The sequence below is a fragment of the Streptomyces sp. NBC_00536 genome, from assembly GCF_036346295.1.
In the GTDB taxonomy this organism is placed as follows: Bacteria; Actinomycetota; Actinomycetes; order Streptomycetales; family Streptomycetaceae; genus Streptomyces.
Map to the genome: position 1 here is coordinate 5,656,175 of NZ_CP107819.1, position 18,641 is coordinate 5,674,815.

At 71.8% G+C, this 18,641-nt stretch carries 12 protein-coding genes; 4 read left to right on the forward strand and 8 right to left on the reverse strand.

Going from position 1 to position 18,641, the window contains the following annotated elements:
- Positions 1 to 63: 63 nt before the first annotated feature.
- Positions 64 to 1,287, reverse strand: a complete 1,224-nt coding sequence (locus tag OHS33_RS25355; RefSeq protein WP_330332709.1) for an acetate kinase — start codon at positions 1,285 to 1,287, stop codon at positions 64 to 66.
- 64 nt (positions 1,288 to 1,351) lie between these two features.
- The gene (gene pta / locus OHS33_RS25360; RefSeq protein WP_330332710.1) at positions 1,352 to 3,433 is read right to left on the reverse strand and encodes a phosphate acetyltransferase; all 2,082 of its coding nucleotides are present in this window, start codon (positions 3,431 to 3,433) and stop codon (positions 1,352 to 1,354) included.
- Between the two features lie 300 nt (positions 3,434 to 3,733).
- Here pta and OHS33_RS25365 point away from each other — a divergent pair, with 300 nt between their 5' ends.
- Positions 3,734 to 4,759 carry an ATP-dependent 6-phosphofructokinase gene (locus tag OHS33_RS25365; RefSeq protein WP_330332711.1) on the forward strand — a complete coding sequence of 342 codons (1,026 nt, stop codon included), beginning with the start codon at positions 3,734 to 3,736 and terminating at the stop codon, positions 4,757 to 4,759.
- Positions 4,760 to 4,875: 116 nt separating this feature from the next.
- Here OHS33_RS25365 and OHS33_RS25370 read toward each other — a convergent pair whose 3' ends face one another.
- Positions 4,876 to 5,496: an XRE family transcriptional regulator gene (locus tag OHS33_RS25370; RefSeq protein WP_443065467.1), complete on the reverse strand. Its 621-nt coding sequence runs from the start codon at positions 5,494 to 5,496 to the stop codon at positions 4,876 to 4,878.
- 395 nt (positions 5,497 to 5,891) lie between these two features.
- Here OHS33_RS25370 and OHS33_RS25375 point away from each other — a divergent pair, with 395 nt between their 5' ends.
- Positions 5,892 to 6,302 carry a MerR family transcriptional regulator gene (locus OHS33_RS25375; protein WP_330332713.1) on the forward strand — a complete coding sequence of 137 codons (411 nt, stop codon included), beginning with the start codon at positions 5,892 to 5,894 and terminating at the stop codon, positions 6,300 to 6,302.
- 24 nt (positions 6,303 to 6,326) lie between these two features.
- Positions 6,327 to 6,695: a thioredoxin family protein gene (locus OHS33_RS25380; protein WP_330332714.1), complete on the forward strand. Its 369-nt coding sequence runs from the start codon at positions 6,327 to 6,329 to the stop codon at positions 6,693 to 6,695.
- On the opposite strand, the gene glgB is transcribed toward OHS33_RS25380, so the two are convergent.
- From glgB to OHS33_RS25400, 4 genes are all read right to left on the reverse strand, one after another.
- Positions 6,685 to 8,985, reverse strand: a complete 2,301-nt coding sequence (glgB, locus tag OHS33_RS25385; RefSeq protein ID WP_330332715.1) for a 1,4-alpha-glucan branching enzyme — start codon at positions 8,983 to 8,985, stop codon at positions 6,685 to 6,687. The genes OHS33_RS25380 and glgB overlap by 11 nt on opposite strands.
- Positions 8,982 to 10,475: a maltokinase N-terminal cap-like domain-containing protein gene (locus tag OHS33_RS25390; protein WP_330332716.1), complete on the reverse strand. Its 1,494-nt coding sequence runs from the start codon at positions 10,473 to 10,475 to the stop codon at positions 8,982 to 8,984. Before OHS33_RS25390 ends, glgB begins: the two co-directional genes overlap by 4 nt.
- Positions 10,476 to 10,662: 187 nt before the next feature.
- Positions 10,663 to 12,378: a maltose alpha-D-glucosyltransferase gene (gene treS / locus OHS33_RS25395; RefSeq protein WP_330332717.1), complete on the reverse strand. Its 1,716-nt coding sequence runs from the start codon at positions 12,376 to 12,378 to the stop codon at positions 10,663 to 10,665.
- On the reverse strand, positions 12,375 to 14,366 hold the full coding sequence (locus OHS33_RS25400; RefSeq protein WP_330332718.1) for an alpha-1,4-glucan--maltose-1-phosphate maltosyltransferase: 1,992 nt from the start codon (positions 14,364 to 14,366) through the stop codon (positions 12,375 to 12,377). The genes treS and OHS33_RS25400 overlap by 4 nt, the downstream gene beginning before the upstream one ends.
- A 475-nt stretch (positions 14,367 to 14,841) precedes the next feature.
- Here OHS33_RS25400 and glgP point away from each other — a divergent pair, with 475 nt between their 5' ends.
- Positions 14,842 to 17,496, forward strand: coding sequence for an alpha-glucan family phosphorylase (glgP, locus tag OHS33_RS25405; protein ID WP_330332719.1), 2,655 nt, complete (start codon positions 14,842 to 14,844; stop codon positions 17,494 to 17,496).
- A gap of 10 nt (positions 17,497 to 17,506) precedes the next feature.
- On the opposite strand, the gene OHS33_RS25410 is transcribed toward glgP, so the two are convergent.
- Positions 17,507 to 18,511 (reverse strand): Lrp/AsnC family transcriptional regulator, encoded by a 1,005-nt coding sequence (locus OHS33_RS25410; RefSeq protein ID WP_330332720.1) that lies wholly within the window; start codon positions 18,509 to 18,511, stop codon positions 17,507 to 17,509.
- Positions 18,512 to 18,641 lie beyond the last annotated feature (130 nt).

The window sequence follows — 18,641 nt, forward strand, 5'->3', positions numbered from 1 at the left end:
AGCGGATCCTATCGGTTTGTTTCGTAGCGGAATATTCCGTCTGGTGGAAAGTCCAAGACGCAGCTACCCGGTAACGGTAACGAGTTCGTACGCCTGGGTGGCGATCTCCAGTTCCTCATCCGTCGGGACCACGGCCACGGCCACCCGGGCGTACTCCGCCGAGATCAGCCGCGGCTCCGGGGAGCGCACCGCGTTGGCTTCCAGGTCCAGCGCGAGCCCCAGCTCGGCCAGCCCGTCCACCGCAGCTTCCCGCACCTGGTGCGCGTTCTCGCCGACCCCGGCCGTGAACACCACCGCGTCCACCCGGCCGAGAACGGCCGAGTAGGCACCGATGTACTTCTTCAGGCGGTGGACGTACGCCGCGAAGGCGACGCCCGCCGCCTCGTCTCCCTCGCCCGCGCGCCGCAGCACCTCGCGCATGTCGTTGTCCCCGCACATGCCCAGCAGACCGCTCTTCTTGTTCAGGAGCGAATCGATCTCATCCACCGAGAGGCCGCCCACCCGGGCCAGGTGGAAGACGACGGCCGGATCGAGGTCCCCGGAGCGGGTTCCCATGACCAGACCCTCCAGCGGGGTCAGCCCCATCGAGGTGTCCACGCACACCCCGCCCCGCACCGCCGAGGCCGAGGCGCCGTTGCCCAGGTGCAGCACGATGACGTTCACGTCCTCGGGCGCCCTGCCCAGCAGGGCCGCGGTCGCCCGGGACACGTAGGCGTGCGAGGTGCCGTGGAACCCGTACCGCCGGATGGAGTACTTCTCGGCGGTCGCCGCGTCGATCGCGTACCGCGCCACGTACTCCGGCATCGTCGCGTGGAAGGCCGTGTCGAAGACCGCGACCTGCGGGAGGTCCGGGCGCAGCGCGCGGGCCACCTCGATGCCCGTCACGTTCGCCGGGTTGTGCAGCGGCGCGAGCGGGATCAGGGCCCGGATCTCGGCCAGCACCTCGTCGTCGATCACGGTCGGCCGGGTGAACTTCGTCCCGCCGTGCACCACCCGGTGGCCGATGGCGGCCAGTTCGGCGGAGTCCAGGCCCGTGCCGTCGGCGGCCAGCTCGGCGGCGACGGCCGTCAGCGCCGCCCGGTGGTCCGCGATCGGGCCGAGCACCTCCCGCTTACGGTCGGCGGCGTCCGGATCCCCGGTGAGCCGTTCGTGCACCAGCCGGGAGGTCTCCTCGCCGATGCGCTCCACCAGCCCGACGGCCAGGCGGGACCGGTCCGCCATGTCGAGCAGCTGGTACTTGACCGACGAGGAGCCGGAGTTGAGGACGAGTACGCGCGATGCGGTCACGTGTGCGGAACCTTCTCGTGTGGGTGGGGGGTGCGGTGCGGGGTCGTACGACGTCGTACGGGGGTCAGCCGGCGGCGGGCTTGGACTGGGCCTGGATCGCGGTGATCGCCACGGTGGTGACGATGTCCTGGACCAGCGCGCCGCGCGAGAGGTCGTTGACCGGCTTGCGCAGACCCTGCAGGACCGGGCCGACCGCCACGGCGCCCGCGGAGCGCTGGACGGCCTTGTAGGTGTTGTTGCCGGTGTTGAGGTCCGGGAAGATCAGTACGGTCGCCCGCCCGGCCACCTCGGACTCCGGCAGCTTCGTCGCGGCCACCGACGGCTCGACGGCGGCGTCGTACTGGATCGGGCCCTCGATCAGCAGGTCCGGGCGCTGCGCGCGGACGATCTCGGTGGCCTTGCGGACCTTGTCGACGTCCGCGCCCGAACCGGAGGTGCCGGTCGAGTACGAGAGCATCGCGATCCGCGGCTCCAGCCCGAAGGCCGCGGCGGTGGTGGCCGACTGGATGGCGATGTCGGCGAGCTGCTCGGCGTTGGGGTCCGGGTTCACGGCGCAGTCGCCGTAGGCGAGGACCTTGTCGGCCAGGCACATGAAGAAGACCGAGGAGACGATGGACGCCTCGGGCTTGGTCTTGATGATCTCGAAGGCGGGCCGGATGGTGGCGGCGGTGGAGTGCACCGCGCCGGAGACCATGCCGTCGGCCAGGCCCTCCTGGACCATCAGCGTGCCGAAGTAATTGACGTCCGTGACCACGTCGTTGGCCAGCTCGACCGTCATGCCCTTGTGGGCGCGGGCCTTCGCGTAGTACTCGGCGAACCGTTCCCGCAGCGGCGAGGTCATCGGGTCGATCAGCTGCGCCGCGCTGATGTCGATGCCGAGGTCGGCGGCCTTCTTCAGGATCGCCTGCTCCTCGCCCAGCAGGGTCAGGTCGCACACCCCGCGGCGCAGCACCACGTCCGCGGCGCGCAGCACCCGCTCCTCGGTGCCCTCGGGCAGCACCACCCGGCGCCGCTCGGAGCGCGCCTGCTCCAGCAGCTCGTGCTCGAACATCATCGGGGTGACCCGGGTGGAGCGGGTCAGCGAGATCCGGTCGCGCAGCGCGGCCGTGTCCACGTGCCGTTCGAAGAGGCCGAGCGCGGTCTCCAGCTTGCGCGGGGTCGCGGAGTTCAGCCGGCTCTGCAGGGCGAAGAGTTCGGCGGCGGTCGGGAAGCTGTTCCCCGCGACCGAGACCACCGGGGTGCCCGGTGCCAGCTTCGAGGCCAGCGTCAGGATGTCCTTGCCGGGGCGCTCGTTCAGGGTCAGCAGGATGCCGGCGATCGGCGGGGTGCCGGAGGTGTGCGCGGCGAGCGCGCCGATGACCAGGTCGGAGCGGTCCCCGGGGGTGACGACCAGACAGCCGGGGGTCAGCGCGTTCAGGAAGTTCGGCAGCATGGCGCCGCCGAAGACGAAGTCCACGGCGTCGCGGGCCAGCCCGGCCTCGTCGCCGAGCAGCACCTCGCCCCCCAGCGCCCGGGTGATCTGGGCGACCGTCGGGGCGGAGAGCGTCTTGTCGTCGGGCAGGACGTAACAGGGCACCGGGAGCCGCGCGGCCAGCCGCTCGGCTATGACCTCGCGGTCCTCGGCGGCCACCCGGTTGGCGATCACGGCCACGACCTCGCAGCCGAGGCTCTCGTAGGCCCGGTAGGCGTTGCGGATCTCGGCGCGCACGGACTCGGCGGTCTGCTTGGCGCCCCCGACCACGGGGACGACGACCGCGCCCAGCTCGTTGGCCAGGCGGGCGTTGAGCCCCAGCTCGTCGGGCAGGTTGGTGTCGGCGTAGTCGGTGCCGAGGACCAGCATGACCTCGTAGTCGCGGGCGGCCCGGTGGTAGCCGTCGACCAGCTGCGAGACCAGTTCGTCGGCGCCCTTCTCGGCGAGCAGCGCGGACGCCTCGTGGTACTCCATGCCGAAGGCGGTGGAGGGGTCCTGGTCGAGCCGGTAGCGGGCCTTGAGGAGGTCGAAGAGCCGGTCGGGTCCGTCGTGCAGCAGTGGACGGTAGACACCCACCCGGCCCGTCTGGCGGGTCAGCAGCTCCATGAGTCCGAGCTCGATGACCTGCCGGCCGTCCCCCCGGTCGATGCCGGTCACGTACACGCTGCGCGTCACGCGTGCTCTCCGTCCCTGTGTGTCTTACCTGTGTGTCTTACGAGTCGTTTCTGCGGCATTTTGCCCATTTGATAGGGGCTTGCCCTCTTGACAATACCTCTGCCGATGGATAGGGCGCCCGCCGGGAAAAGGGCCTGTCCGGGAGGGCCGAAAGGCCCTGTGGGGGGCTTCGCTCGAAGCGCGCCCCACCCGTGGCCCGTGGAACAATCGGACAGGCTTCATCAATACGCCCTTCATCTGTACGGCGGTCCGCCCCCGCGTGGGCCGCTCGGTACGACCAGGAGCAGGAGACACAGCACGATGCGTATCGGAGTTCTCACCGCAGGCGGCGACTGCCCGGGCCTGAACGCTGTCATCCGGTCGGTCGTACACCGTGCCGTGGTCGGACACGGCGACGAAGTCATCGGTTTCGAGGACGGGTTCAAGGGCCTCCTCGATGGTCATTACCGCCCCCTCGACATCAATGCCGTCAGTGGCATTCTGGCGCGCGGCGGAACGATTCTCGGCTCAGCCCGGATGGAGCGCGCCCGGCTGCACGAGGCCGCCGAGAACGCGGCGGAACTGGCACAGCGGTACGAGATCGACGCCCTCATCCCGATCGGCGGCGAAGGCACCCTGACCGCCGCCCGGATGCTGTCGGACGCGGGCATGCCGGTGGTCGGCGTACCGAAGACCATCGACAACGACATCTCCTCCACCGACCGCACCTTCGGCTTCGACACCGCCGTCATGGTGGCGACCGAGGCGATCGACCGGCTGAAGACCACCGCCGAATCGCACCAGCGCGTGATGGTCGTCGAGGTCATGGGACGCCACGCGGGCTGGATCGCCCTGGAGTCCGGCATGGCGGGCGGCGCCCACGGCATCTGCCTGCCGGAGCGGCCGTTCGAGGTCGACGCCCTGGTGAAGATGGTGGAGGAACGATTCGCCCGTGGCAAGAAGTTCGCGGTCGTCTGCGTCGCCGAAGGCGCGCACCCGGCCGAGGGCTCCATGCCGTACGAGAAGGGCGCGATCGACGCGTACGGTCACGAGCGCTTCGCCGGCATCGGCAACCGGCTGGCCGTGGAGCTGGAGCGGCGCCTGGGCAAGGAGGCCCGTCCGGTCATCCTCGGCCACGTCCAGCGCGGCGGCACCCCGACCGCGTACGACCGCGTCCTCGCGACCCGCTTCGGCTGGCACGCCGTCGAGGGCGTCCACCGCGGCGACTTCGGCAACATGACCGCGCTGCGCGGCACCGACATCGTGATGGCCCCGCTCGCCGAGGCGGTCACCGAGCTGAAGACCGTCCCGGAAGACCGCATCTACGAGGCCGAGTCCGTCTTCTAGCCCTCGCCGTCCGACCCTCCCGCCGGGACTTACGTCCCCGATCTCCGCGCCGAACGGCCCCGATCGCGTCCCCTCCCGGGACCGGCCGGGGCCGTTTCCCGTCCGCTCGGCGTGGGCTAACGCACGTTCGCCAGCTCCCAGAAGCGGTCCACGATCTCCGCCAGGAACTCGCGCCCCGCGTCCCCGCTGTCGGGTCGGCCGCCCGCGCCGCCCCAGCTCAGGGTGGAGAGCATCCGGGACTGGTAGTCCCCGTGCAGCAGCTCCAGCACCCGCTCCAACTGGGGCTTGGGCACGGGGAGCAGCTTGGTCAGCGGTTTCACATAGGCCTGCCAGCGGGTCGTCACCGCGTTGCGCAGCAGCTCCGCCAGCTCGTCCTGCTTGCCGGTGGCGGCCACGAACTGGGCCAGTGACAGCCCCAGCAGCGAGCTGAGGGTGGCGGACTGGCGCTCGTTGCCCTTCCAGCGGCCAGTGTCCTCCATCTTCTGGTAGGCGGCCGGTTCCAGCCCGACCCGCCGGGCCAGCTCCTCCGGGGCCACGCCGCGCGCGATCCGGTGCTCCCGCAGGGTCACCGGCTCGGCCAGAAGTTCGCCGGGCGAACACCACAGCACGCCCGCGAGCGCCGTCACCTCGGTCGAGGAGGGCGGTATTTCGCCACGCTCCCAGGCCATGACGGTCTCGGGGTCGACGAGGAGCCCGTACTGGGCGCGCAGGCCGTAGGCGACGTGGCCGGGCGCCATGCCCAGGGCCGCCCGCAGGCGGCGGGCGGCGGGGGCATTGAAAGGAGGGCTGGAGTGCACGTGCCACACCGTAGGAGCGAAACGGCCTTGGCGACTACAGACCGTTCAAACAAGGCCACAACTCGTAGGATCCTCCTACGGTGTTCGGGGATTAAGTCCGGATTTTGCATGACCGTCCGGTAATCGGATGGTGCGAAGATCCATTCCCCGGGGTCCGGTTCAAGCCAACCCTACGCCCGCCGTTCGAGTGAACCCCATCACACCCCGTCACGTCACCTGAACCACTTCGGCCACGCAGGCGTGAATCAGTCGGGGGCCCTCGTACACGGGGGTGGCGAGGGCCTCCTTCCCCCGCTCCTTGCCTTGACGTGGGCGTCAAGGATTACGGTCGGCCCATGCGAATCGGCGAACTGGCGGAGCGGGCGGGCACCACCACCCGGACCCTGCGCTACTACGAGGACCGGGGGCTGCTCCCCGCCCGGCGGACCGGCAACGGCTACCGCTCGTACGACGAGGACGACCTGCGGCTGCTGCGCGAGATCCGGGTGCTCCAGGACTTCGGCTTCGAGCTGGAGGAGACCCGTCCCTTCGTGGACTGCCTGCGGGCCGGCCACCCGGCCGGGGACGCCTGCCCCGCCTCGCTCGCCGTCTACCGCCGCAAGCTCGCGGAGCTGGACGGCCTGATCGGCAAGCTCGCCGACGTACGCGACCAGGTCGCGCGGCAGCTCGGAGCCGCCGAGGAGGCCGCCGGCGAGGCGGCCACCCCGCGCTGCGAGACCACCGCACCCGCCACCACCACAGACTGACGCCTTCGAACAGGGGAGAAGAACATGCTGCGTGCCCACGGAGTGGACGAGGTCACCGACGCGACCTTCGCGAACGAGGTGCTCGCCGAGCGCGGGCGCCCCGTGCTGGTCGAGTTCACCGCCGACTGGTGCGGGCCCTGCCGCCAGCTGGCGCCGGTGCTGTCCGCCATCGCCGCCGAGGAGGCGCACCGCCTGAAGGTGGTGCAGATCGACGCGGACAGCAACCCCGAGACGATGGTCCGGTACGGGGTGCTGTCCATGCCCACCCTGCTCGTCCTGCGCGACGGCGAACCCGTCAAGACGCTGGTCGGCGCCCGGGCCAAGCGCCGCCTGCTTCAGGACCTCGAAGACGTCCTCGACCAGGCGGCCCCGGCCCCGGCCGTCACGGCCTGAGCCACACCGTCGACAGCGGCGGCAGCGTCATCCGCAGGCTCGCCGCCCGCCCCTGCGCGGGCACCGGCTCCGGCCGCAGCGGCCGCAGGTGGCGCACCCCGCTGCCGCCGAACCGCTCGGCGTCCGTGTTCAGCACCTCGTGCCACTCGGGCACCTCGTCCGGGACACCGATCCGGTACCCGTGCCGGACCACCGGCGAGAAGTTCGAGACGCACAGCAGCGGCGAGCCGTCCACCGCGTGGCGCAGGAAGGCGATGACGTTGTCCTCCGCCGCGTCCGCCGCCACCCAGGCGAACCCCTCCGGCACCGTGTCGCGCTCCCACAGCGCGGGCGTCGCCGTGTAGGTCCGGTTCAGCTCGCCCACCAGCGAGCGCACCCCGCGGTGGTCGGCGGCCGCGGCGTAGGAGGAGTCCAGCAGCCACCAGTCCGGCCCGTGCGCCTCCGACCACTCGGCGCCCTGCGCGAACTCCTGCCCCATGAACAGGAGCTGCTTGCCGGGATGGGCCCACATGAACCCCAGGTACGCCCGGTGGCAGGCCCGCTGCTGCCACCAGTCGCCCGGCATCTTCCCGACCAGCGACCCCTTGCCGTGCACCACCTCGTCGTGCGAGATCGGCAGCACGTAGTTCTCGCTGTACGCGTAGACCATCCCGAAGGTCATGTCGTGGTGGTGGTACTTGCGGTGCACCGGCTCCTTCGCGACGTAGCGCAGGGTGTCGTGCATCCAGCCCATGTTCCACTTCAGCCCGAAGCCGAGCCCGCCCGCGTCCGTCGGCCGGGTCACGCCCTCCCAGGCCGTGGACTCCTCGGCGATGGTCATCACGCCCGGGCAGCGCCGGTAGACCGTCGCGTTCATCTCCTGGAGCAGCGCGACCGCGTCCAGGTTCTCCCGCCCGCCGTGCTCGTTCGGCGTCCACTCGCCCTCGCCGCGCGAGTAGTCCAGGTAGAGCATCGAGGCCACCGCGTCCACGCGCAGCCCGTCGATGTGGAACTCCTGGCACCAGTACACGGCGTTCGCCACGAGGAAGTTGCGGACCTCCTTGCGCCCGTAGTCGAACTCCAGCGTCCCCCAGTCCGGGTGCGCCGCCCGCTGCGGGTCGTGGTGCTCGTACAGCGGCCGCCCGTCGAACTCGGCGAGCGCCCAGTCGTCGCGCGGGAAGTGCGCGGGCACCCAGTCGACGATCACCCCGATGCCGGCCCGGTGCAGGGCGTCGACCAGGCCGCGGAAATCGTCGGGCGTGCCCATCCGCGAGGTGGGCGCGTAGAAACCGGTGACCTGGTAGCCCCAGGAGCCGCCGAAGGGGTGCTCGGCGACCGGCATCAGCTCGACGTGGGTGAACCCCAGCTCCTTCACGTACGCCGGGAGCTGCTCCGCCAGCTGCGCGTAGCTCAGCCCCGGCCGCCAGGAGGCCAGGTGCAGCTCGTACACCGACAGCGGCGCCTGGTGCGCGGGCCGCAGCCCCCGGGTCGCCATCCAGTCGGTGTCCTGCCACGTGTGGTGCGAGGCGGTCACGATCGACGCGTTCGCGGGCGGCACCTCGGCCCGGCGCGCCATCGGGTCGGCGCGCAGGGTGTGGCTGCCGTCCGGGCGCGTGATGTCGTACTTGTACATCGCGCCCTCGCCGACACCGGGCAGGAACAGCTCCCACACCCCGGTCGAACCCAGCGAGCGCATCGGGTGGGCCACCGCGTCCCAGTACGAGAAGTCGCCGGTGACCCTGACCCCCTGGGCGTTCGGCGCCCACACCGTGAACCGGGTCCCGGCCACGCCCTGGTGCTCCATCGGCTCCGCGCCGAGCGCCGTCCACAGCTCCTCGTGCCGGCCTTCGCCGATCAGGTGCAGGTCCAGCTCGCCGAGCGCGGGCAGGAAGCGGTAGGGGTCGTGCACCTCCACCTCGTCGCTGTCGTACGTCACCAGCAGCCGGTAGTCGGGCACCCCGGTCAGCGGCAGCAGTCCGGAGAAGAACCCGTCTCCCTCGTCGACGAGTTCGGCCCGCAGCCCCTTGGCGACGATGGTGACCGCCTTCGCGTACGGGCGCAGCGCCCGGAACGCCACCCCGCCCCGGTGGGTGCGGCCGCCCAGCACCGCGTGCGGATCGTGGTGGCGGCCCTCCAGCAGCCGGGACCGTTCCTCCGCGCCCAGCGCCGGCGCGGGCCGGACCCCGTGCGGCGGGGCGGTCCGCCGGGCCCGGGGCGCGCGCGGTTTCTTCGCCGTCTCGGCCTGGCCGGCGGCGGTGGCGGTGGAGGTGGTCGGGCGGGACGTCGGCGACGGCTGTCGGGCGGCGCTCACGTGTGCGGCCTCCTAGGGGGCTGCTCGCGGGGGTGGGGTGTGGGGGAGAGCGGGAGGGAATCGGTGACGGGCGGCGGGGGCGGCAGGCGGTGGGCGGGCCGCTCGCGTTCGGACAGCCGCCGCACGGCGGCCATCGGGACGTGCAGCCAGTCGGGACGGTGGCGGGACTCGTAGCGGGCCTCGTACACCGCCTTGTCGGTCTCGTAGGCGCGCAGCAGGACGGGGTCCTCGCGCGGGTCGCGGCCGGTGGTGCGGGCGTACCCCTCGCAGAAGGCGGCCCGGCAGGCATCCGCCCAGGCGGGGGCGAAGGGGCGGTGGGAGCGGGCCGCGTAGTCGAAGGAACGCAGTATCCCGGCGATGTCCCGGACCGCCGGTTCGGGGCGGCGCCGGTCGGCCAGCGGCCGGGCCGGTTCCCCTTCGAAGTCGATCAACGACCAACTGCCGTCGAGGGTGCGCAGGGTCTGGCCCAGATGGAGGTCGCCGTGGATGCGCTGGGCGGGCACCCCGGAACCGCGTGAGGACGCGAGCGCGTCGAAGGCGCCGCGCAGCCCCGCCTCGTACGGGCGCAGTGACGTCACCTCACGTGCGGTGGCGGCCAGCCGCGCGGTCATCCCGGCGGCCAGCCGGGCCGTCTGCTCGGGGCCCAGCGCGATGGTCGGCAGGGCGTCGGCGAGCGCGCTGTGCACCTCGGCGGTGGCCCGGCCCAGGGCGTGGGCCTCGGCGGTGAAGTCGGCTCCCGCGCCGAGCCGGCGCAGCGCGAGCTGCCAGCCGTCGTCGGAGCCCCGCAGATAGGGCTGCAGGACGCCCAGGGTCAGCGGCTCGGACCCGGGCAGCTCCGCCTCGTACCAGGCGACGGGAGCGGGGACCCGGGCGCACCCGGCGGCGGCCAGGGCCCTGGGCAGTTCCAGGTCGGGATTGACCCCGGGGCCGACCCGCCGGAACACCTTGAGGATGTAGGCGTCCCCGTAGATCAGCGAGGAGTTGGTCTGTTCCCCGGACAGCGGCCGGGCCGCCAGCGCAGCCGGGACGCTCACCCCCGGGTCGCGGTCGAAGCGCAGCGGGCCGAGCGTGCCCGGGGAGCGCAATCGTTCCAGCAGCAGGGCCGCGAGCCGTGGGTCGCCGAGGCCCTCGTAGACGGCCTGACCGGCGTACGGGCCCTCCTCGGGGCGGCCGATCAGCGCGGGCGCGAGGGCGGGCGGCAGCTCGGGGCGGATCCCGAGCAGCAGCTGGTAGCAGTCGCCGTCCACGTCGAGCAGTAGGTGCAGCAGCCCGGGCGAGGACCCCGGTGGGAGCAGTTCGGCCGCCGAGACCGGCCGCAGGGCGCTGATCGCGCGCCCCTTGCCCGCGAACCAGCGCTGCCGTGGCAGCCAGGCGCGCAGCAGCGGTTCGAGCGGGCCGAGCCGGTCGAACCGGTTCAGGGGTCCTGTCCGGTCGGCCGCCGGGCGGCCCGGCCGGCTGACCTGGCTCCGGGTGGATGCAGCCTCCGACATGGCATCGCGTCCTTTCCCCGGGGCCGTCATGGATTGCGCAGAGTGTCCCGGATCGCGGCAGTTGCTGTCCGGTGGTGCGTGCGAGTGTCGGGTCAGGATGGTCCGTACAGGGCGGCGATTGACCCATTCGCCGCCCACGGACGCGCACTTGGTGAGGTCATCGGCGCCGTGCCCGCGGCGCCCTGCGTCACTGCTCGGCGCGCAACCGGAACCAGTAGAAGCCGTGCCCGGCCAGGGTCAGCAGGTACGGCCATTCGCCGATCGGCGGGAACCGGACGTCACCGGTGAGTTCCACCGGCACCCGTCCGTTGAAGGACCGCAGGTCCAGTTCCGTCGGCTGTGCGAACCGGGAGAAGTTGTGCACGCACAGCACCAGGTCGTCCGCTTCGCCCTCGGTGGAGGGTGCCTCACGGAGGAACGCCAGCACCGCGGGGTTGGACGACGGAAGTTCGGTGTACGAGCCGAGACCGAAGGCGGGGTTCGCCTTGCGGATCTCGATCAGCCGCCGGGTCCAGTGCAGCAGCGAGGAGGGCGAGGACATCGCGGCCTCGACGTTGGTGACCTGGTACCCGTAGACCGGGTCCATGATGACCGGCAGGTTGAGCCTGCCCGGATCGCACGAGGAGAAACCGGCGTTGCGGTCCGGGGTCCACTGCATGGGCGTGCGGACACCGTCCCGGTCGCCCAGCCAGATGTTGTCGCCCATGCCGATCTCGTCGCCGTAGTAGAGGATCGGCGAGCCGGGCAGCGACAGCAGCAGGGCGGTGAACAGCTCGATCTGGTGCCGGTCGTTGTCGAGCAGCGGGGCGAGCCTTCGGCGGATGCCGATGTTGGCCCGCATCCGCGGGTCCTTGGCGTACTCGGCGTACATGTAGTCGCGCTCTTCGTCCGTCACCATTTCGAGGGTCAGCTCGTCGTGGTTGCGCAGGAAGATGCCCCACTGGCAGCTCGCCGGGATCTCCGGGGTCTTGGCGAGGATTTCGGAGACCGGATAGCGCGACTCCCTGCGCACCGCCATGAAGATGCGCGGCATGACGGGGAAGTGGAACGCCATGTGGCACTCGTCCCCGCCCTTGCTGTAGTCGCCGAAGTAGTCGACGACGTCCTCCGGCCACTGGTTGGCCTCGGCGAGGAGCACGGTGTCCGGGTAGTGCGCGTCGATCTCCGCCCGGACCCGCTTGAGCAGGGTGTGGGTGCGCGGGAGGTTCTCGCAGTTGGTGCCCTCCTCGGCGTAGAGGTAGGGGACCGCGTCGAGCCGGAACCCGTCGATGCCGAGGTCGAGCCAGAAGCGCAGGGCCGAGACGATCTCCTCCACGACGGCCGGGTTCTCGTAGTTGAGGTCCGGCTGGTGGGAGAAGAAGCGGTGCCAGTAGTACTGCTTGCGCACCGGGTCGTAGGTCCAGTTCGAGGACTCGGTGTCGACGAAGATGATCCGGGCGTCCTGGTACTGCTTGTCGTTGTCGGCCCACATGTAGTAGTCGCCGTACGGGCCGTCCGGGTCCTTGCGCGACTGCTGGAACCACTCGTGCTGGTCGCTCGTGTGGTTCATGACGAAGTCGATGATCACGCGCATGCCGCGCTGGTGGGCCGCGTCGACGAACTCCACGAAGTCGGCGAGGTCACCGAACTCGGGCAGCACGGAGGTGTAGTCGGAGACGTCGTAGCCGCCGTCGCGCAGCGGCGAGGCGAAGAAGGGCGGCAGCCACAGGCAGTCGACGCCGAGCCACTGGAGGTAGTCCAGCTTGGCGGTGAGCCCCTTGAGGTCCCCCACGCCGTCGCCGTTGCTGTCGTGGAAGGAGCGGACGAGGACCTCGTAGAACACCGCGCGCTTGAACCAGTCCGGATCGCGGTCCTTGGCGGGGGTGTCCTCGAAGAGGTCGTGGACGGGGTCGTTGATCATCATGAGGTGGGTGACCCTCCGGTGAGCGGGGACGGTCGCAGAGCGGAAAGCACGTGCGCGGGCGTACGGCCCGGTTCCAGACGCACGTAATTCGCCCTGCCCCAGTGATAGGTCTCGCCGGTGAGCTCGTCGCGCACCGCGAGGGACCCGTGCCAGTCGAGGCCGAGTACCGGCATGTCCAACGAGACCGTCGCCTCCTGGGTGTGGTGCGGGTCGAGGTTGACGACCACCAGGACGCAATGCGCTCCGCTGTGCTTCGAATAGGCGATCACCTGCTCGTTGTCCGTCGGGTGGAAATGGATGTCGCGCAGCTGCTGGAGCGCCGGATTGCGGCGGCGCAGCCGGTTCAGCGAGGTGATCAGCGGGGCGATGGTGCGGCCCTCGCGTTCGGCGGCGGCCCAGTCGCGCGGGCGCAGCTCGTACTTCTCGGAATCGAGGTATTCCTCGCTGCCCTCCTTCACCGGGGTGTTCTCGCACAGCTCGTAACCGGCGTAGACCCCCCAGGTGGGCGAGAGGGTCGCGGCCAGCACGGCCCTGATCTCGAAGGCGGGGCGGCCACCGGTCTGCAGGTACTCGTGCAGGATGTCCGGCGTATTGACGAAGAAATTGGGCCGCATGCAGGAAGCCGAATCACCCGACAGCTCGGTGACGTATTCGGTGAGTTCCCGCTTCGTATTGCGCCAGGTGAAGTACGTGTACGACTGCTGGAATCCGATCGCGGCCAGGGTGCGCATCATCGCGGGCCGGGTGAAGGCCTCGGCCAGGAAGATCACGTCGGGATCGCTCTTGTTGATGTCCGCGATCACCTTTTCCCAGAAGACCACCGGTTTGGTGTGCGGATTGTCGACCCGGAAGATGCGCACGCCGTGGTCCATCCAGTACCGCAGGATGCGCAGGGTCTCCTCGACGATTCCGCCCATGTCGGTGTCGAAGTGCACGGGATAGATGTCCTGGTACTTCTTCGGCGGGTTCTCCGCGTAGGCGACCGTCCCGTCCGCGCGGTGGCGGAACCACTCCGGGTGCTTCTCCACCCACGGGTGGTCCGGCGAGCACTGGAGGGCGAAGTCCAGCGCGATCTCCAGGCGCAGCTCGCGGGCCCGGGTCACGAACCGGTCGAAGTCCTCGATCGTGCCCAGCTCGGGGTGGACGGCGTCGTGCCCGCCCTCGGTCGAGCCGATGGCCCAGGGCACACCCGGGTCCCAACTCCCCGCGGACAGCGTGTTGTTGGGCCCCTTGCGGTACGTGCTCCCGATCGGGTGGATCGGCGGCAGGTACACCACGTCGAAGCCCATCGCGGCGACCGCCGCCAATCGCTCGGCGGCGGTCGCGAAGGTGCCGCTGACCGGGGCCTCGCCGGGCTCCAGCACCGCCCCCTCCGACCGCGGGAACAGCTCGTACCAGGCGCCGAAGAGGGCCCGCTTGCGCTCGACGAGCACGGCCAGCGGCTTCGCGGCGCTCACCAGCTCCCGGAAGGGCTTGCGGGCGAGCGCGGCGTCGACCGCCGGGGCCAGGGCGGCGGCGAGGCGCACCACGGCCGGACGGTCCTCGTCGCGCATCGCGTCGGCGGCGGCCAGCACCGCCTCGCGCCCGTCCCGCTTCGGGATCTTGGCGGCGACCCGCTCGTACAGCTCGGCGCCCTCCAGCAGCACCAGCTCGGCGTCGGTCCCGGCCGGGACCTTGACCGAGGCGTACGCGCGCCAGGTCGCGACCGGATCGCTCCACGCCTCGACGACGTACGTCCACCTCCCCTCGGTGTCGGCGGACACCCGGGCGCCCCACCGGTCGGTGCCGGGCGCCAGCTCGCACAACGGCACGGGCGGCCGCGGCCGGCCGCTCGGATCTCGCAGCACCACATGTGCCGCGACCGCGTCGTGTCCCTCGCGGAACACGGTGGCGGAGACTTCGAAGACCTCGTCCACGACCGCCTTGGCGGGTCTGGCGCCGCAGTCGACGGCGGGGCGGACGTCCAGCACGGGAATGCGACCGATCATGATGGGATCACCTGGGGGCAGTTCGCAGGGCTCGGTGACAACGGTCCAGCCGATGACCATCCGGCTGGTTGTGCACGCTCTGTTCGCTCTGTTTCTAGCCGCTCAGTGGACGGCTGGGCTGCGGGCATGGCCGCTCCTGTCCGCGTTCACTCGGGTGGCGGGAGGTGGGGCGGGGGGTGTGCCGTGCGCTGTGGTGCGGTGTGCCGTGTGCTGTACCCGGGGAGCCCTTCCCACTCTCGGCCCGCCCAACCCGCGCGCTTGGTTAACTACTCGTACGTAGGGACGAGCGCAAGGGACGGGGGTGCGCCCGGACCGCCCGAGACCTCGTCAGGTCGGCGCCGCCGAGCGGGCCTTGACCCGCGGCGGAGGCGTTATGGCCGCGGGCCCGGCGCGCCGCTAGCCTTCCCGGGGTGACACGCGGGTGCACAGCGTGGTGCGGCCGCTCCGGTGCGTATGCCCCTGCGAAGGTGGAGTCGTGAAGGCTATCCGTCGATTCACCGTGCGCCCTGTCCTGCCGGAACCCCTGCTGCCGCTCGCCGGCCTCGCGCGCAACCTGCGCTGGTCGTGGCACGGGGACACCCGGGAACTCTTCCAATCCGTCGACCCCGAGGGCTGGCTCGCCGCCGGGGGTGATCCCGTCCGGCTGCTGGGGGACGTACCCGTCGCCCGGCTGGAGGAACTCGCGCGGGACCGCAGGTTCCTGCGCCGCCTGCACGCGGCCGCCGCCGACCTCGATGACTACGTCCACGGCGACCGGTGGTACCAGGGGCAGGAGAACAGCGCCGAGCTGCCCGCCGCCATCGCCTACTTCTCGCCCGAGTTCGGGATCACCGCCGCGCTGCCGCAGTACTCCGGCGGGCTCGGGATCCTCGCCGGGGACCACCTCAAGGCCGCCAGTGACCTCGGCGTCCCGCTGATCGGCGTCGGCCTCCTCTACCGGCACGGGTACTTCCGCCAGTCCCTCTCCCGCGACGGCTGGCAGCAGGAGCACTACCCGGTCCTCGACCCCAACGAGCTGCCCGTCGCCCTGCTGCGCGGGCCCGACGACACCCCCGCCCGCGTCACCCTCGCCCTGCCCGGCGGCCGGTCCCTGCACGCGCACATCTGGCAGGTCCGGGTCGGCCGGGTGCCGTTGCTGCTCCTCGACTCCGACGTCGAGGACAACGACGCCGCCGCGCGCGAGGTGACCGACCGGCTCTACGGCGGCGGCAGCGAGCACCGGCTGCTCCAGGAGATGCTGCTCGGCATCGGCGGGGTCCGGGCCGTACGGACGTACTGCGCGCTCACCGGCCACCCGGACCCGGAGGTGTTCCACACCAACGAGGGGCACGCCGGTTTCCTCGGGCTCGAACGCATAAGGGAACTGGCGGGCGAGGGCCTGGCCTTCGACGCGGCCGTCGAGGCGGTCCGGGCGGGCACCGTGTTCACCACCCACACCCCGGTCCCCGCGGGCATCGACCGCTTCGAGCGGGGCCTGGTCGCCCGGCACTTCGCCGACGGCGGCGAGCTGACCGGCGTACCCGTGGACCGGATCCTCGAACTGGGCGCCGAGACCTACCCGGGCGGCGAACCCGGGGTCTTCAACATGGCCGTCATGGGGCTGCGGCTCGCCCAGCGCGCCAACGGGGTCTCCACCCTGCACGGCGCCGTCAGCCGCGGCATGTTCGCCGGACTGTGGCCGGGGTTCGACCCCGCCGACGTCCCCATCGTCTCCGTCACCAACGGGGTGCACGCGCCGACCTGGGTGGCCCCCGAGGTGGTGAAGCTCGGCGCCCGCCAGATCGGCGCGGGGCGCACCGAGGACGCCCTGTCCGTCGGCGGTTCGCAGCGCTGGGACGCGGTCGCCGACATCGCCGACCAGGACGTCTGGGACCTGCGCCGGGTGCTGCGCGAACAGCTCGTCCAGGAGGTCCGCGACCGGCTGCGCGCCTCCTGGCGCCAGCGCGGGGCCGGGGACGCCGAACTCGGCTGGGTGGATTCCGTACTCGACCCCGATGTGCTCACCATCGGTTTCGCGCGCCGGGTGCCCTCCTACAAGCGGCTCACGCTGATGCTGCGCGACCCGGACCGGCTGCGCAGGCTGCTGCTGGACCCGGACCGGCCCGTGCAGATCGTCGTCGCGGGCAAGGCGCACCCGGCCGACGACGGCGGCAAGCGGCTCGTGCAGGAGCTGGTGCGCTTCGCCGACGACCCGCGGGTGCGCCACCGCATCGTGTTCCTGCCCGACTACGGCATGGCCATGGCGCAGAAGCTCTACCCCGGCTGCGACGTGTGGCTGAACAATCCGCTGCGCCCGCTGGAGGCCTGCGGGACCAGCGGGATGAAGGCCGCGCTGAACGGCTGCCTCAACCTCTCGGTCCTGGACGGCTGGTGGGACGAGTGGTTCGAGCCGGACTTCGGCTGGGCGATCCCCACCGCCGACGGCTACGGAACCGACGAGGAACGGCGCGACGACGTCGAGGCGAACGCCCTCTACGACCTGATCGAGAACCGGGTCGCACCCCGCTTCTACGACCGGGGCGGACGCGGCGCGCTGCCCGTGCGGTGGATCGAGATGGTCCGGCGCACCCTCGTCTCCCTGGGGCCGAAGGTGCTCGCGGGACGCATGGTGCGCGAGTACGTGGAGCGGCTGTACGCACCGGCCGCGCTCGCCCACCGCGCCCTCACCCCCGACGCGGCCCGGGAACTCGCCGCCTGGAAGGGCCGGGTACGGGCCGCCTGGCCGCGGGTCGCCGCCCTGCACGTGGAGGCCCTGGCCGCCGGGCCCGCGGGACCCGTGGGCGCTGCCGCCGAACTGGGCTCCACCCTCACCCTGCGGGTCCAGGTCGCGCTGGACGTGCTCGGCCCCGACGAGGTCGAGGTACAGGCCGTAGCGGGGCGGGTGGACGCGCAGGACGTCATCGCCGGAGCGCGGACCTTCCCGCTGAAGCCCGCCGCCGGACCGGACCTGGAGGGCCGCTGGCTGTACGAGGGCCCGCTCGCCCTGGACCGTACGGGACCCTTCGGCTACACCGTCCGGATCCTGCCCGCCCACCCGCTGCTGGCCACCCCGGCCGAACTCGGCCTGGTCGCCGCCCCGGTGGACCCGCCGGCCGGCCCGTCCGCCGGGGCCGGGGTGGTGCTGCGCTGACGACGGGAAGTCAGGGGGCGGGCGGCGGATCGACCAGCCGCCCGCCCTCCACCAGCATCCCGGCCCGCTTGATGTTCCGCAGGGTCGGGATCACCTCCACCTGTTGGACGCCCTCCACCGCGCCGATCCGCTCGGTCAGATACGTGTAGAGCGCGTCCGTGTCCCGGCACACCACCACCGCGAGCAGGTTCGCCGAGCCCGTCACCGCGGCCGCGAACGGCACCTCGGGATGGGTGGCGAGCGCGGCGCCCACCTCCGCCAGCCGGGCGGGCGCCGCGGTGATCATCAAGGTGGCCTCCGCCTCGTACCCCAGCACGCCCGGGACGGTCTCCACGTCGAAGTAGACCGCGCCCAGCTCGCGCAGCCGGTCCAGGCGGCGGCGGGCGGTGGACTCCGACAGCCCCGAGGCCCGCGCCAGTTCCGGGTAACCGGCCCGGCCGTCCTGGCCCAGCACCCCCAGCAGGGCCAGCTCCGCCTCGTCCAGGGCGTACCGCTCCCGCGGCCGGGGCTCCCCGACGGGCCGCGCGAGGGCGGCCACCTGGTCCGGGCCGAGCACGTCCAGGCCGAACCAGGCCTCCGGCCCGCCCATGAACGTACGCAGGATGGTGTGGGCGCTGATCCCGGTCACCCGCCGGGTGCTCGGCAGCTTGTCCAGCAGCAGCACGTCCCGCTCGCGGCGGCTCCGCGCCTTGGTCATGCAGTGGATCTCGGTCCCGCCCGAGGCGAGCTGCACCCACGCGATGTCCGGGCGCCGCGCCAGCGCCCCGGCCACCGCGAGCGCCGCGTCCGGTGCGCACTGCACGCGCAGCCAGGACTCCAGCAGCCCCACCCGCGGGCCCAGCGGCAGCCCGACCACGCGCAGCAGCCCGGTGGTGCGCATCCGGCGGTAGCGGCGGACCACCGTCTGGTCCGAGACGTCCAGCACCTCGGCGAGCCGGCTGAAGGGGGCCCGGCCGTCGATCATCAGCGCTTGGACGAGCGACTGGTCGAGCCGGTCCAGCTCCGTGGGTTTCATGTTTTCCATCATCACAGAGCGGTGGGTGAGTGAAATCCGGCGGAACGGGTGCGCTGGATGGGGGATCCGGAGACCGGCTGGAACCTTGAGGGCACCGCAAGCACCGCAAGCACCGGAACCCCAGAACTGC